Raw genomic sequence first — 13,928 nt, 5'->3', positions numbered from 1 at the left:
CCCCCTCACGAAAGGGTCTCCACGCGGACGTCGGTGACGGGCGCGGTGAGGTCGATGAGCTCGGGCGCGCCGGGTCCGTCGCGGTTCACCGCGAGGAACGCCACGCCTTCGGGTGTCGACGGATCGGTGTGCACCGGGAGGTCGAGCGACGCGCGGGGGGAGATCACGCGCACGGTCGTCCCGTCTTCCACGCCGATGCGCTCCTGGTCACGGCGGCTCACGAGCAACCGCGCGCGGGCTTCGGCCAGCGGAGCGAGCGACGGTGACGCCGAGGTGACCCGGTCGTTCCCGTACAGCGTGCGGGCGGCAACGAGACGCAGCGCGTAGGCGTCGATGGGAGCCGCTTGGGGCGGCGCAGCGTCACCCGACCACACATGGAGCTCGACCGGTGGCGCGGTAGGCGTCAGCTCGCCATGGCCGTTCGCGGGCTCAGTGGAGGAGGGTCGCAACGGCTCCCACGTGACGCCCGCGGCGGGCGGCGCGGGCGCGAACGTGACCTCACCGATGTGCTCGGCCAGCGGGAGCACGACGCCGTCACGCGCCCGGCGCAGGAGGGCCGCGTCGACACCGGCGAACGCCGATGCCACGGACGCGATCTCGTCCTGCACCTCGTCGATCGTCTCGAGTCCCCACTCGGAGCCGAGGCGCGCAGCGAGCTCGGCCGCGATCCGCCAACCCTCCATCGTGAGTCCTTCGGGCGTGACCTTGCGGCGGAGGACCAGCACACGACCTTCGAGGTTGGTCGTCGTGCCCGCGTGCTCGCCCCACACGGTCGTCGGAAGGAACACGTCGGCGCGCTCGGCCGCGTCGTCGGGGAACACGCCGACACACACCACCCGCTCGGCCGCGGCCAGCGCGGCGTGGGCGAGCGCACGATCGGGGAAGTCGGTGAACAGGTCGCACCCCACGAGCACCAGCGCCTTGATGCGACCGTCGGCCGCGGCCCGCAGGATTCCCTCGGCGTCGAGACCTGACGCCTCGGGCACGCCACCCCACACGGCGCTCACGTGATCACGCCCCGCGTCGAGCGTCACTCGTCCTGGGAGGAAGCCGGGAGTGAGCCCGAGATCCAGCGCGCCGCGTGTGTTCGCGCGCGGCAGGGCCGACAGGAAGCGAGCACCAGGCACCGCCGCGAGTCGACCGGCGGCGTAGACCGTGGCGTCAGGAGCTTCGGCGACCGACGGCCGGCCGACCACGACGACGACCGGACCATCACCGGCGATGCCTTCGAGCGCGGCGATCGCGCCGTCGACGGCCTGGTCGATGACGCCCGGCGAGTGTCGAAGCACGTGTGACGCGTACGGAGTGAGCCCGTGGTCGCGCGCCGCGATGTCGATCAGCGGCACGCCGAAGTCGACCGCAGCGCGCCGGGCGCGCAGATAGAGGACGGGCAGTTCTTCCTTGAGATCGGGACCGAGCAGCACAATGGCGCGCGCCCGGTCGAGGTCGGAGATCGTGGCGCGTGGCATGCCAAGCACAACGTCCCCGGGCAGCCCGTCGGCGAGCTGGGCATCCACGTTGTCGGTGCGCAGCACACCCTTGGCGAAGCGCGCCCATGCGTAGGCATCCTCGTTGGTGCCGCGTGCTCCACCGAGCACGCCGATCGTCGCCGGGCCGTGCTCGTCACGGACCCGTCGGAGCGCGGCGGCCGCCGCGTCGAGCGCTTGCGGCCACGAGGTGACCTCGAGGTCGGGGCCCCGCCGGACGCCGGGCGCGCGCACGCGGGCGTCGGAGTGCACCCACTCGTAGCCGTACCGGCCCTTGTCGCACAGCCAGCCGTGGTTCACCGGCTCGGAGTCGACACCGAGCAGCCGGACCAACCGGTTCGACGTGGACTCGAGCGCGCCGCGGCAACCGACCGCGCAGGTCTGGCACGACGTCTCGACCGATTCGAGGTCCCACGGGCGGGCCCGGAACCGGTACGGGCGCGCCGTGAGCGCGCCGACTGGGCAGATCTGGACGGTGTTGCCCGAGAAGTACGAGCTGAACGGCTCGTCGGGAAACGTGATGACCTCGGTCATGCCGCCCCGACCGCCGAAGTCGATGAGCGCATCGCCGGCCAGCTCCGATGCGAAGCGCGTGCAGCGACCACACTGGATGCAACGCTCGCGGTCGAGCATGACGAGGTCGCTGATCGCGATCGGCTTCTCGAAGTGGCGCTTCTCCTCGACGTAGCGCGACTCGCCAGGACCGAACGCGAGCGTCTGGTCCTGGAGCGGACATTCGCCACCGCGGTCGCACACGGGGCAGTCGAGCGGGTGGTTGAGGAGGAGGAACTCGAGCATGCCGTCCTGGGCTGACCTCACCGTGTCGCTCACGGTGCGCACGATCATCCCGTCGACGACCGGCGTGGCGCAGCTGATCTGGAGGCCGCGCATGCCCTCGACCTCGACCAGGCACATGCGGCACATGCCCACGGGCTTCATGCGCTCGTGCCAACAGAACCGCGGGATGTACGTGCCGTGATCCTGCGCGGCCTTGATGAGCAGCTCGCCGCGCGGCACCTGCACGACCTTGTCGTCGATCGTGATCGAGACGACGTCCTGGTCGCCGGCCACCGGGATCGTGTACTGGTGGTCAGAGGGCCACTGCGACATCGGGACGGAGCTCACGCTCATCCGGCGGCCACCTCGAGGGTGGTTCGGCGCTCGGCGTCTTGCGCGAGACGCGCCCGGATCTCGTCGCCCCAGTGCTTGTGCAGGCTGAGCGTCGGGCTCATCGTGCTCGGCCCGAGCTGGCAGATCGTCGTCTGGCCTGGGGGCCACGTGACGCCAGGAGAGATGTTGTTACCGAAGCTGAGCAGCAGGTCGAGGTCGTCGGCGCGGCCGAGCCCGTTCGCCATCCGGTAGAGCACCTTCTCGAGCCACCACGAGCCCTCGCGACACGGCGTGCACTTGCCGCACGACTCGTGCGCGAAGAACTTGGCGATGCGCCAGGCGACGAGCACCGGGTCGACGGTCTCGTCGAACACCATGATCGCCCCCGACCCGAGCATGGTGCCGAGCTCCGTGGCGCGGTCCATGTCGAGCGGCTCGTCGAGATGCTCCGGCAGCAACCACGGTGACGACGCCCCGCCGGGAATGAAGAACTTCATCTGCTTGCCGCCCGCGACCCCACCGGCAAGCCCCTCGATGAGGTCGCGGAAGGTCATCCCGAGCTCGACCTCGTAGTTCCCGGGCTTCTCGACGTTGCCCGACACCGAGAAGATGCGTGTACCAAGGGACTTGTTGACGCCCGTGCCCGCGTACCACTCCCCGCCGCGGTCCACGATGTGCGGCACCGCCGACATCGTCTCGACGTTGTTCACGATCGTGGGCGCGGCGTACAAGCCCTGCACTGCGGGGAACGGCGGCTTGATGCGCGGCATCGCGCGCTCGCCTTCAAGACTCGAGAGCAGCCCGGTCTCGTCGCCGGCGATGTAGCAGCCCGCACCCCGGTGCACGATCAGCTCGAGGTCGAAGCCGGAGCCGAGAATGTTCTTGCCGAGGAAGCCGTTGGCGTACGCGTCGTCCACCGCGGCCTGGAGTCGCTCCGCGCCCAGCGCGAACTCGCCCCGCAGGTAGATGAACGCGTGGTGCGCCTCGATGGCATAGGCAGTGATGATCGAGCCCTCGACGATCTGGTGCGGGTCGCGCTCGATGAGCATGTGGTCCTTGAACGTGGCTGGCTCCCCCTCGTCGGCGTTCACCGCGAGGTAGCGCGGGAACACATCCTTGGGGAGGAACGACCACTTCTGGCCCGTACCGAACCCGGCGCCACCGCGACCGCGGAGACCGGACTTCGTGACCTCTTCGACGAGCTGCGCGGGCTCCATGCCCAACGCCTTTTCGAGCGCGGAGTACGCCTGGTTGTGCTCGCGGGCGACGGCGAACTCCCACGAGTCGTCGGTGCGATCGCGCAGGAACTTCGTGATGACGCGTGTCTCTTGCGCGGCCATCACCCTCCCTTGGCGAGCTCTCTGCGGACCGTGGTACCCGCCCCGCTGACACTCGCCGCGGCGGGACTTCCAGAGATCGTGCGGGCCGTGAGCGCGCCCGACTTGTACTGCTCGATGACCTCCACCGCCGCGCCGCTCGTCACCGGTCCGTGGAACTCGTAGTTCACCTGCATCACCGGCGCGAGATCGCACGCGGCGATGCACTCCACCTCTTCGACGTGCACGTCGAGGTCGTCGGCGTAGCGCGCCCGAAGCGAGTCGACCAGCGCCGGCCCGCCATTGACGAGGCACGACACGTTGGTGCACACCGACACCACGAGGCGTCCGATCGGCTCACGCTTGAACATCGTGTAGAAGGAGCACGCCCCGAGCACGAGCGCGGGCGTGAGACCGAGCAACGCCGCGATGTCCTGCATCGCGTCCTGGGTCACGTAGCCGTCACGGTCCTGGGCCATGTGCAACAGCGGCAGCAGCGCGGACTTCCCATGCGGATAACGAGCGATGAGCTCCTCGGCGCGACGGCGTTCCGTGTCGGTGAAGCTCATCGGTCGACCTCCCCCATGACCGGGTCGATGCTGGAGATGATCGCGACCGCGTCGGCGACGAGCGAACCTTCCACCATCGCGTCCATCGACTGGAGGTTGTAGAAGGACGGGCCGCGGATGTGTAGCCGGACGGGCTTGCCGGTGCTGTCCGAGACGAGGTAGCAGCCGATCTCGCCGCGCGGGGACTCGATTGCGACGTACGTCTCGCCAGGAGGCACACGGAAACCTTCGGTGAAGAGCTTGAAGTGATGGATCAGCGCTTCCATCGACTCGTCGATGCGCGCGCGTGGCGGCGGCGTGATCTTGGCGTCCTGCACGCGGTAGTCACCCGCGGGCATGCGCTCGACGCATTGGCGGATGATCTTCAGTGACTCACGGATCTCGTAGAGGCGAATCAGGTAGCGGTCGTAGCAGTCGCCGTTCTGCGTGTAGATCACGTCGAAGTCGACCTGGTCGTACGCAAGGTACGGCTGCGCCTTGCGCAGGTCCCACGGGAAACCGGTGGACCGCAGGATGGGGCCCGACACGCCGAGCGCCAACGCTTGCTCGGTGGTGATCGGGCCGACGCCGACGAGACGCTCCAGCCAGATCGGGTTCTCGCTGAGCAGATCTTCGTAGTCGCGCATCCCCCGCTCGACCGTGTCACACAGATCGAGGGTCGCCTGCTCCCAACCGTCGGGCATGTCAGCCGCGACACCGCCGGGCCGGATGAAGTTGTGGTTCATCCGCAAACCCGTGACGTACTCCTTGTACCGGAGCACTTCCTCGCGCTCGCGCCAGCCGTAGATCATCATCGACAGCGCCCCGATGTCCATGCCATTCGTCGCTTGGAACAGCAAGTGCGACTCCAGGCGCGAGATCTCGCACAGCATCATGCGGATCCAGGTCGCCCGAGGTGGAAGCTCCAGATCGAGCAGCCGCTCCACCGCGAGCGCGAACACGGTCTCGTTCGAGAGCGGCGCGAGATAGTCCATGCGGGTGACGTTCGTGCCGCCCTGCACATACGTCAGCTCTTCACCGGTCTTCTCCATGCCGGTGTGCAAGTAACCGATGACGGGCTTCACGCGCAGCACGTTCTCGCCGTCGAGCTCCATCATCACGCGCAGCACGCCGTGGGTTGACGGGTGCTGCGGACCCATGTTGACGATCATCGTCTGGTCGTCCTCGGGCCAGAGCCCACCGGTGAGGATCATCTCGCGCTGCGCGCGCTGCATCTCTTGCGCGCCTTCGTCGGTCTGGCGACTGAGACGCTCCTCTTCGGCCGCGGGGAGCCCGGTAACGGTGTGCTCGTTCATCTCCATTGCCTCGCTCGCTGCGGGCCGGGAACCACCTTGCTGGTCGACTTCGCGAGCTCCGTCTCCTGGGAGTCGAGCGGCAAAGCCACTCGACTCCCGGCCCGCGGACGCTCGCTCGGTCGGCGCGGAGTGCGCGGCAAACACGTCATCGGGGACTTGGATCGCCCTTGAACGCGACCGGCACACGGCCCGGCGCGTCGTCCTTGCGGAGCGGGTACCCGACCCAGTCGTCGGGCATCAGGATGCGCGTGAGGTCGGGGTGGCCTTCGAAGGTGACGCCGAACATGTCGTAGGCCTCCCGCTCACCGAAGTTGGCGCCGGGGTATAGGTCGGTGACGCTGGCGACGGTGGGGTCGTCGACCGGCACCTCGCAGATCGCGCGGATGCGCCGGTTCCGTGGGTGCGAGAGCAAGTTGGCGACCACCTCGAACCGCTCCGGTGTCACGCCGTCGACTGTGAGGCGAACCTCGTCGGCGAGGTGGTCCACGACGGTGACGTCGAGGCACTGCGTGAACTCCTGCTCGTCGCGCAGGAACACGGCGACGTCGTGCCACACCGCGCGGTCGAGGTAGACGACGGGCTGCCCATGCGAGCTGTGGAACACGGTCCCCGGGAACTTCTCGACGATCGCGGCAACTTCCTCCATTGCCTCGCTCGCTGCGGCCGGGGATACCCCGGCCGCAGCCGCTTGCTCGGTCGGCGCGGGGTGCGCGTTGTCCTTGTGAATTTCTTCACGAGGGGTGGCGTCGTCGGGCACCGGGAAGATCCTCTCCGTGTTCCTCTTACGCCGACCGCGCCGGGACGGCGACCGGAGTGCCGTCGCGCTGCTCGACCTGGATGCCGACGCCGCGCCCCGCACCGCGACGCGCGAGCAGGTCGCCGGTTCGGATCTGCTCGTGCAGCGTGAGGATGCCGTGCATCAAGGTCTCTGGTCCGGGTGGACAACCAGGCACGTACACGTCGACCGGCACGATCTGGTCGACCCCTTGCACGAGCGCGTAGTTGTTGAACATGCCGCCTGTGCTCGCGCACACGCCCATCGAGATGACCCACTTCGGCTCGACCATCTGGTCGTAGACCTGGCGAAGGACGGGTGCCATCTTCTGGCTGAGGCGTCCGGCGACCACCATGAGGTCGGCCTGGCGCGGGCTGGCACGGAAGACCTCCATGCCGTAGCGCGCGAGGTCGTAGTGCGCGGCGCCGGCGGCCATCATCTCCATCGCGCAGCACGCAAGGCCGAACGTGGCCGGCCACACGGAGTTTCGGCGCGCCCACTTCACGAGATCCTCGAGGCGCGTCGTGAGGAAGTTGTGGGGGATCTGCTCCATCCCCATTACGCCACCTTCTCCTCCGCGGGCGCGGGGTCTAGACCGTCGCGTCCGGGTGTGCCGGTCGCGCGTAACACGCGTCCGTAGATGCGCGCGCTCACACGGCGCGCGGGTCCCCAGTCAAGGGCGCCCGTCGACAAGAGATAGCCGAACGGCACGAGAAGCACGATGAGAAACACGCCCATCGCGACGAGGCCGTACGTTCCCAACGGCCGCATCACCGTCGTGAACGGATACAAGAAGATGATCTCGACGTCGAGCACGATGAACGCCATCGCGACCAGGTAGAACTTCACCGGGAAGCGCTCGGCCGGCTCGTGCTCGGGCACGATGCCGCACTCGTACGGCGCTTCCTTGGCCGATGTGGGACGCCGCGGCCCGAGCCGCTTCGACGCGGTGAACGAGAGCGCCACGAACAACACGACCAGCACGATCATCGCCAGGATCGGCAGGTATTGCGCCACTGTGCCTCGCCCCCTCGGGTTCGCTCCGCTCCGCCGTCCCGCTCGTCCGAGCACGGCTTCGCTTCGCTCCGCTCCGCTGACTCCCCGGGTCGGTCGGTCGTGCGCGCGCAGGCTATCCGAGGCGCCTCGACGGGCGGGAATGACGACGGGCTATCGGAGCGAGTAGCCGATCCCCTCGAGCGCGGCGAGGAACGGCAGCTCCCACGCGTCGCGTGACCGCACCGGCTCGGGTTCGGTGCGCGCCTCGTCCTCGAGGAAGGTGGTGACAGCGTCGGCGATCGTTGGCGGGTCGGGCATACACACCGCGGCATTCCCGAGCTCGAGTTGGTGCGTGAGGTTCTCGCGGCCGTGGCCCGGGACCACATCGAGCAGGACCAAGCCCCGCCCGACGACCCGTGCCTCGGTGCACGTGTCACCCGAGCTGGTGACCACGACATCGCACGCGGCCATGAGCTCGGGGATGCGTTCCGTGAAGCCGAACGCGTGGACCGACGGACTCGTCTCCGCGAGCCCCGTGAGACTGCGTTCGAGCTTCTGGTTGTGACCGGCAACGGCGAGCACCTCCAGTCCGGCGCGGGCCAACCTCACGGCGACCTCGTGGATCGGACCGAGACCCCACGCACCCGACATGAGCAGCACGCAGCGCGCGTCGTCAGAGATGCCGAGACCGGTGCGAGCCTCGGACCGCGAGGGCGCGTCGTAAAACGCTGACCTCGCGGGCGCGGGCACGATCTCCACCGGCGCACGCGGTCGGTACGCGCGCACCGATGCCGCCGCGGTGCGTGACGTGACGAGGAACAGGTCGGTCTCGTCGTGCACCCACATGCGGTGAAGCCAGGTGTCGGTGCAGAAGACCACGCTCAGGATGTCATCGCGCTCGCGACGGAGTCGCGCCGCGGCCGCAGCACCCGTGGCGAAGACCGAGACGAACAGATCGGGGTCGAACGCCTCCACGTGCTTCAAGAAATGGGGCCACATGTTTCGGAGCGCGAGCGAGTCGAGCCCGCGTGCGACTCGTGACCCGCGGCGAAGGTGCGAGAAGTGGAAGCCGTCGTAGACGGTCGGTGACGCGAACAACGACTTGAAGACAGCGTCGCCGATGCGGCCGCCGGCGCGTCCAAGGAGAACCATCGCGTCGAGGATCCGACTCTTCACGCCGTGCGGTGCGAGCGCGTCGACGCACGCCTGCGCGACCACGTCGTGGCCCGCGCCGAGATGGCCAGACAGCATCAACGCTCGCCGACGATCCACGCCGGTCACGCTACGAGGTCACTGAGTGTGCACGCGGTGAGATCTCGCCGTGCGAGGTCGTCGGCGATCGGACCGAGTGCTTCGATGACGCGGTCGACCGTGCCTGCTGGTGACGAGTCGTCGCTGTCGTGGAGCAGCACGATCGAACCTCGTTCGAGCGATCCGCACACGCGATCAGCAACGGTGCGCGCGTCATCGGCCTCCCACTCGCGCCCCCACACCGACCAATGGGCGAGGTCGAGCCCGCGCCGCCGGACCGCGAGCATCGTGCCAAAGCTGGCCTGTCCGTACGGCGGGCGGTACCAGCGCGGAGCCACGCCGCACTCGCCCAGGACGTCGAGCGCGGCGTCGAGGTCGGCCTGGATCCAGCTCGATGTTCGGGCCAGATGGTGCTCGTGGTCAAAGCCGTGCACCGCGATCTCGTGGCCGCGTTTCACGGTCTCGACCACGAGATCGGGTGCGTACTGCACGCGGTTGCCCAAGCAGAAGAAGGTGCCGCGTAGACCGAGCGCTTCGAGGCGGTCGAGCACGCGGGGGGTCGACTCGAGATCGGGACCGTCGTCAAACGTCAAGGCCACGCGCGACACATCGGGACCGCGCCAGCGGCACCACCCGCCCGGCAGCGAGCGCACACGACTCCACTGCCCGAGCGCGACGACGCTCGGCAGCGCGTGCACGAGAGCAACGCCAACCGGGAGCATCAACAGGCGCGTGGGCTTCATCGCCAGACTTCGCTCGGCTCAGGCTTCGCCGGTGCGCTCCGCGAGCGACTCGGGCTCGGCAGTGCGCCACTCGATGTAGCGCCGCAGCCCGTCCTCGAACGACACCCGTGGCTCCCAGCCCAGGAGGCTGCGAGCCTTCTCGGCCGAGACCGTTCGGCCGGCGAAGTCGCCCTGGCGCGCGGTCACGTGTTCGATCGCCATCGGGCGCCCGAGCACCTTGAGCACGGTCTCCGCGATGCGACGGATGCTCACCGGCTCCGCGCCCTCGAGGTTGACGACCTCGTTCTCGGCCGCCTCTTCGAGTGCGAGTACGTGTGCGCGCGCGAGGTCCTCGATGTACACGTAGTTGCGGTATTGGTTGCCGTCACCCTCGATGCGAATCGTCTCGCCGTCGATCCCTGCCTGCACGAAGCGTGGGATCACCAGCTCGTCACGCATGCGCGGCCCGAACGGGATCCCGTAGCGGAGGATCGTGAAGGGCTGACCGTAGAGGTCGAAGTAGTTGTGGACGATCATCTCGCCGGCGATCTTCGTCGACGTGTACACGTGCCCGGCGGGTGCGAGGAAGAACGGGGACTCCTCGTCGACCTGGTCACCCACCGCGCCCGCGTACACCCACACGGTGCTGGCGAGGATCGCCCGTCCGACCTCGTTGCGGCGCGCGGCCTCCCACACGTTCGCGGTTCCCGTGACGTTGACCTCCACCGCTCGCACCGGGTCGGCGAACGCGTCGTTCACGTTGGACACCGCGGCGAGGTGGAACACGGCGTCGGTTCCCTTGGTCGCGCTCACGAGGGAACTGAGGTCGAGGATGTCGACCGGGAGACTGCCGACGTCATCACGGTGCGCACTGCGCACGTCCAGCACCGTGACCTCGTGCCCGGCATCGACCAGATGATCCACGACGTGCGATCCGATGAAGCCGGCACCACCGATCACCGCGACCCGCATCAGGCGGAAACCGCCGTGGTGAGTGCGTCGATCACGAGATCAGCCTCGTCGTCGGTCATGTCGGAGTGCAGCGGGAGACACACCTGGCGCGCGCAGACATCCTCGGCAACCGGCAGCGGCCCGTGCGGCACGTCTGCGAACACCGGCTCGAGGTGCAGTGGCCGGGCGTACACCTCTCCACTCATGCCGATGCCGTGCTCCTCGGCGAGGCGCTTCTTGAGGGCGTCCCGGTCGATGCCGGGCGCGAGCAGCGCGGGGTACTTGTAGTACGAGTGCCCGCAGTCGGCCGGCGGCGCGACCGGCGTGACCAGCTCGGAGCCCAGAAGCGCAGCGTCGTAGCGCGCCGCGACACGTCGCCGGATGCCGATGAACTCGTCGAGGCGGCGGAGGTGCACGAGCCCGATGGCGGCGTGGAGCTCGCTCATCCGCCACGCAGCTCCCATGCGCACATGCGCGCCACCCACGAAGCCGGCCTTGCCCTGGTCGCGGTAGATCCGAGCCTCGTCGCGCAGGTCCTCGTCGTCCGTGACGATCATCCCGCCCTCGCCCGTCGTCATGATCTTCGTGGGATAGAAGGAAAAGCCGGCTGCCACCCCGAAGGTACCCGCCGGTCGTCCCTGGTAGCTGGCCCCGTGGGCATGAGCGGCGTCCTCGAGCAGGAACACGCCGCGCTCGTCGCACAGGGCTCGGACCGCCTCCACCTCGGGCGAGATCAACCCGCCGATGTGTACGAGCACGACGCCGGCGGTGGTCTCGTTGATCGTCTCGGCGAGGGTCTCGGCAGAGATCGCCAAGGTGTCTTCGGCGACGTCGGCGAAGCGAGGAGTGCCCGCGGCGTGCACGACCGCCGCTGCGGTCGCGAAGAACGTGTTGGCCGGCACGACGACCTCACGGCCCGCGACTCCGAGGATGCGTAGCGCGATCTCGAGCGCCGCCGTCCCGCTGCTCACCGCGACGGCGTGGGCCGCCTTGTGACGCGCCGCAAAGGCGTCCTCGAGCTCGACCGTGCGCGGTCCGAGCGTGAGCGAACCGGTCTGGAGCGCCTCGTCGATCAAGCCGAGGATCTCGGCGCGGTCTTCGGGGGAGAAGACGGCACGCGCCGGCGGCACCCGAAGCGGCGGCCGGCTCACGCGGCAACCTCCGCCAGCGGTGGCTCTTCACCAGCAACGAGGGGGTTCCGACCGAGCACGACGAGCCCTCCGAGCATGACCATGACCGCGAGGACGATGCCGACCGTGCGGCCACCGCCGGAGGCGAGCGTCTCACCAAAGAGCGTCACGCCGATCAGCGAGCCCACGAGCGGGTCAGCGACGTTGATCGTCGGCAGCACGATCGTCGGGTGACCGGCTTGATACGCGCTCTGGATGAGCAAGGTCGCCATGATGCCCGCTACCACGACCGCGTATGGCTCCCACGAAGCGAACGTCTCCCCGAGGCCGTCGTCGAGCTTGTCGGCGAACGCCTTGGTGAGCACGGCCATGAATCCGTTCGCGATCCCCGCCGCGACCGCAAGCAGCGCGGCCCGTGCGACGCCGCGCGTGCGCAGGGCCCACACAGCGGTGGCCGCGGTCACGAGCACGACCCACGCCACACACAGCAGCCACCCGGTCGTGTCGGCCGTCGCCGTGCTCTCTTCGCTCGGTGACGCGGCAACGAGGAACGCAGATACGCCGACGATCGTGCAGGACACGCCGAGCCAGTCCCGTGCGATGAGTCGGCGGTGCGTCCAGACCGCGCCAATCGCCAAGGTGAACACCAGATCGAGAGTGAGGAGCGGCTGCACGAGCACGAGGGAACCGCGCGAGAGCGCCGCGGCGTGGAGCCCGAACCCGCCGATCTCGCAGGCGAGGCCGGCGAGCCACAGCGGCCGACGCGCGAGTCGCGTCAGCAGTCCGAGACGGAGGGCGTGCTCCTGAGGTACCTCGAGCGCGGCTCGCTGCTGGAGCGCGACGCCGAGCCCGAACACCAGGCTGGCGAAGAGCGCGAGGGCGATCGTCACCGAAGCAGGGCGCCGGCCCTACGGCTCGGGGGCGATGGCAACGAGCTTGGCAACCACCTTGTATGCGGCTTCGGCGGGGCCGAGCTCGTCGGGACGCAAGAGGTTCGCCATGATGCGCAGCACCCACTCCATGAGGCTGCGGCTCATGAACCCGACGCGGGTGAGCTCGCGCATGACCGCCGGGTTGCCGATGGCACGCACGAAGGCGCGCGCCACCTTGAAGTAGAGGGCGTACTCCTGGTCGAGGCGCGCCTCGTAGCCACGGAGCGCGAGTCCGTCACCAGTCGTCAACGCCTCGCCGACCGCGTCGGCGGCGTAGCGACCGGTCTCGTAGGCGACCGAGATGCCCTCGCCGTTGAACGGGTTCACCGAACCGGCCGCGTCGCCGACGCACAGCCACGTGGGACCGACCTTGGGTCGCACCGAGAACCCGGTGGGCAGCTTGCCGCCCGTCGGCGGACCGCACGATGTCTCCGGTGAGAGCTCCCACGACGCGGGCGCGGTCGCGCAGAACGCGTCCATGAGGTGCGACGTGTTGATGTCCTTGAAGCCGGTGAAGGTGTCGAGCAGACCGACGCCGACGTTGACCGTGCCGTCCCCGACGGGGAACAGCCACCCGTAGCCGGGCAGGCTCGCACCGTTTCGGTCGTGCAGGTCGAGGTGGCTCTCGATCCAGGGCTCGTCGTGGCGCGGGCTGCGGAAGTAGCCCCGCAGGGCCATGCCCATCGGGTACGACCGGTCGCGCGAGGCACCGAGTGCCCGGCCGAACCTCGAGTTGGCCCCGTCGGCGACGATCACGTACCGGGCGTGCGCTTCCTCGGTCGCCCCGCTCTCCTTGCTCCGGAGGACCGCGCCGGTGACCAGACCGCCCTCCACGATCGGCTCGACCGCCTCGGTGGCAGGCCGGAGCGTGGCACCCGCCTTCACCGCCTGCTGGGCGACCATCTCGTCGAGGTCGCGGCGCCGAACCACATACCCGTAGGAGGGATAGAGAGGATGCGTCGGCCAGGCGAGCTCGAGGGTGACCCCGTGCGCGATCGATCGCAGACCGTCGAAGCGCAGGTGGTCGGCCAGCCGGTCGCCGAGACCCATCTGCTCGAGCTGGTGCACGGCCCTCGGTGTGAGCCCGTCTCCGCACGTCTTCTCCCGCGGGAAGCGCTTGCGCTCCACGACGACGACTCGGTGGCCGGCCTCGGCGAGCCAGTAGGCCGCGGCCGCGCCCGAGGGCCCAGCCCCCACCACGAGCACATCCCAGACCATTGGCTCGCTCACTTCGCTCCGGGATACCCGGAGCGACCCTCCGGGACGTTCGCTCGCTGGCGATCCACGGGTCAAGTCTCGCGGAGCGACTCAGACCGCGCGGCACCGGAGCGACCGGCCGCGGGACGGGGGGGGGGGGGGGGGGGGGGGGGGGGGGGGGGGGGGGGGGGGGGGGG

At 69.2% G+C, this 13,928-nt stretch carries 13 protein-coding genes; all 13 read right to left on the bottom strand.

The features are described 5' to 3' along the window. Nucleotides 1-5: 5 nt before the first annotated feature. Nucleotides 6-2,618, bottom strand: a complete 2,613-nt coding sequence (gene nuoG / locus WEE69_02550) for an NADH-quinone oxidoreductase subunit NuoG (protein MEX1144168.1) — start codon at nt 2,616-2,618, stop codon at nt 6-8. Then, on the bottom strand, nt 2,615-3,937 hold the full coding sequence (nuoF, locus tag WEE69_02545; GenBank protein MEX1144167.1) for an NADH-quinone oxidoreductase subunit NuoF: 1,323 nt from the start codon (nt 3,935-3,937) through the stop codon (nt 2,615-2,617). Before nuoF ends, nuoG begins: the two co-directional genes overlap by 4 nt. Beyond that, nucleotides 3,937-4,482, bottom strand: coding sequence for an NAD(P)H-dependent oxidoreductase subunit E (locus WEE69_02540; GenBank protein MEX1144166.1), 546 nt, complete (start codon nt 4,480-4,482; stop codon nt 3,937-3,939). The genes nuoF and WEE69_02540 overlap by 1 nt, the downstream gene beginning before the upstream one ends. Then, the gene (locus tag WEE69_02535; GenBank protein MEX1144165.1) at nt 4,479-5,777 is read right to left on the bottom strand and encodes an NADH-quinone oxidoreductase subunit D; all 1,299 of its coding nucleotides are present in this window, start codon (nt 5,775-5,777) and stop codon (nt 4,479-4,481) included. Before WEE69_02535 ends, WEE69_02540 begins: the two co-directional genes overlap by 4 nt. A gap of 145 nt (nt 5,778-5,922) precedes the next feature. Beyond that, entirely contained in the window at nt 5,923-6,534 is a 612-nt protein-coding gene (locus WEE69_02530; GenBank protein ID MEX1144164.1) for an NADH-quinone oxidoreductase subunit C, read from the bottom strand. 25 nt (nt 6,535-6,559) lie between these two features. After that, nucleotides 6,560-7,111 carry an NADH-quinone oxidoreductase subunit B family protein gene (locus tag WEE69_02525; GenBank protein ID MEX1144163.1) on the bottom strand — a complete coding sequence of 184 codons (552 nt, stop codon included), beginning with the start codon at nt 7,109-7,111 and terminating at the stop codon, nt 6,560-6,562. After that, nucleotides 7,111-7,569 carry an NADH-quinone oxidoreductase subunit A gene (locus tag WEE69_02520; GenBank protein MEX1144162.1) on the bottom strand — a complete coding sequence of 153 codons (459 nt, stop codon included), beginning with the start codon at nt 7,567-7,569 and terminating at the stop codon, nt 7,111-7,113. Before WEE69_02520 ends, WEE69_02525 begins: the two co-directional genes overlap by 1 nt. Before the next feature lie 150 nt (nt 7,570-7,719). Continuing rightward, entirely contained in the window at nt 7,720-8,820 is a 1,101-nt protein-coding gene (locus tag WEE69_02515; GenBank protein MEX1144161.1) for a glycosyl hydrolase, read from the bottom strand. A gap of 5 nt (nt 8,821-8,825) precedes the next feature. Next, nucleotides 8,826-9,542: a polysaccharide deacetylase family protein gene (locus WEE69_02510; GenBank protein ID MEX1144160.1), complete on the bottom strand. Its 717-nt coding sequence runs from the start codon at nt 9,540-9,542 to the stop codon at nt 8,826-8,828. Between the two features lie 18 nt (nt 9,543-9,560). Beyond that, complete coding sequence (locus WEE69_02505; GenBank protein MEX1144159.1) at nt 9,561-10,493, bottom strand: NAD-dependent epimerase/dehydratase family protein; 933 nt, start codon at nt 10,491-10,493, stop codon at nt 9,561-9,563. Next, nucleotides 10,493-11,623: a DegT/DnrJ/EryC1/StrS family aminotransferase gene (locus WEE69_02500; GenBank protein MEX1144158.1), complete on the bottom strand. Its 1,131-nt coding sequence runs from the start codon at nt 11,621-11,623 to the stop codon at nt 10,493-10,495. Before WEE69_02500 ends, WEE69_02505 begins: the two co-directional genes overlap by 1 nt. Continuing rightward, nucleotides 11,620-12,492: a DMT family transporter gene (locus WEE69_02495; protein MEX1144157.1), complete on the bottom strand. Its 873-nt coding sequence runs from the start codon at nt 12,490-12,492 to the stop codon at nt 11,620-11,622. The genes WEE69_02500 and WEE69_02495 overlap by 4 nt, the downstream gene beginning before the upstream one ends. Before the next feature lie 18 nt (nt 12,493-12,510). Continuing rightward, nucleotides 12,511-13,764: a geranylgeranyl reductase family protein gene (locus WEE69_02490; GenBank protein ID MEX1144156.1), complete on the bottom strand. Its 1,254-nt coding sequence runs from the start codon at nt 13,762-13,764 to the stop codon at nt 12,511-12,513. Between the last annotated feature and the right edge of the window lie 164 nt (nt 13,765-13,928).

Source organism: Acidimicrobiia bacterium, assembly GCA_040881685.1.
In the GTDB taxonomy this organism is placed as follows: domain Bacteria; phylum Actinomycetota; class Acidimicrobiia; order IMCC26256; family PALSA-555; genus SHVJ01.
This window is presented reverse-complemented; position numbering and strand designations above follow the sequence as displayed.

Excerpts from the sequence above, each read along its gene's own strand:
- nuoG (MEX1144168.1), bottom strand. The coding sequence starts at position 2,618 with ATGAGCGTGAGCTCCGTCCCGATGTCGCAGTGGCCCTCTGACCACCAG.
- nuoF (MEX1144167.1), bottom strand. The coding sequence starts at position 3,937 with ATGGCCGCGCAAGAGACACGCGTCATCACGAAGTTCCTGCGCGATCGC.
- WEE69_02540 (MEX1144166.1), bottom strand. The coding sequence starts at position 4,482 with ATGAGCTTCACCGACACGGAACGCCGTCGCGCCGAGGAGCTCATCGCT.
- WEE69_02535 (MEX1144165.1), bottom strand. The coding sequence starts at position 5,777 with ATGAACGAGCACACCGTTACCGGGCTCCCCGCGGCCGAAGAGGAGCGT.
- WEE69_02525 (MEX1144163.1), bottom strand. The coding sequence starts at position 7,111 with ATGGGGATGGAGCAGATCCCCCACAACTTCCTCACGACGCGCCTCGAG.
- WEE69_02510 (MEX1144160.1), bottom strand. The coding sequence starts at position 9,542 with ATGAAGCCCACGCGCCTGTTGATGCTCCCGGTTGGCGTTGCTCTCGTG.
- WEE69_02505 (MEX1144159.1), bottom strand. The coding sequence starts at position 10,493 with ATGCGGGTCGCGGTGATCGGTGGTGCCGGCTTCATCGGATCGCACGTC.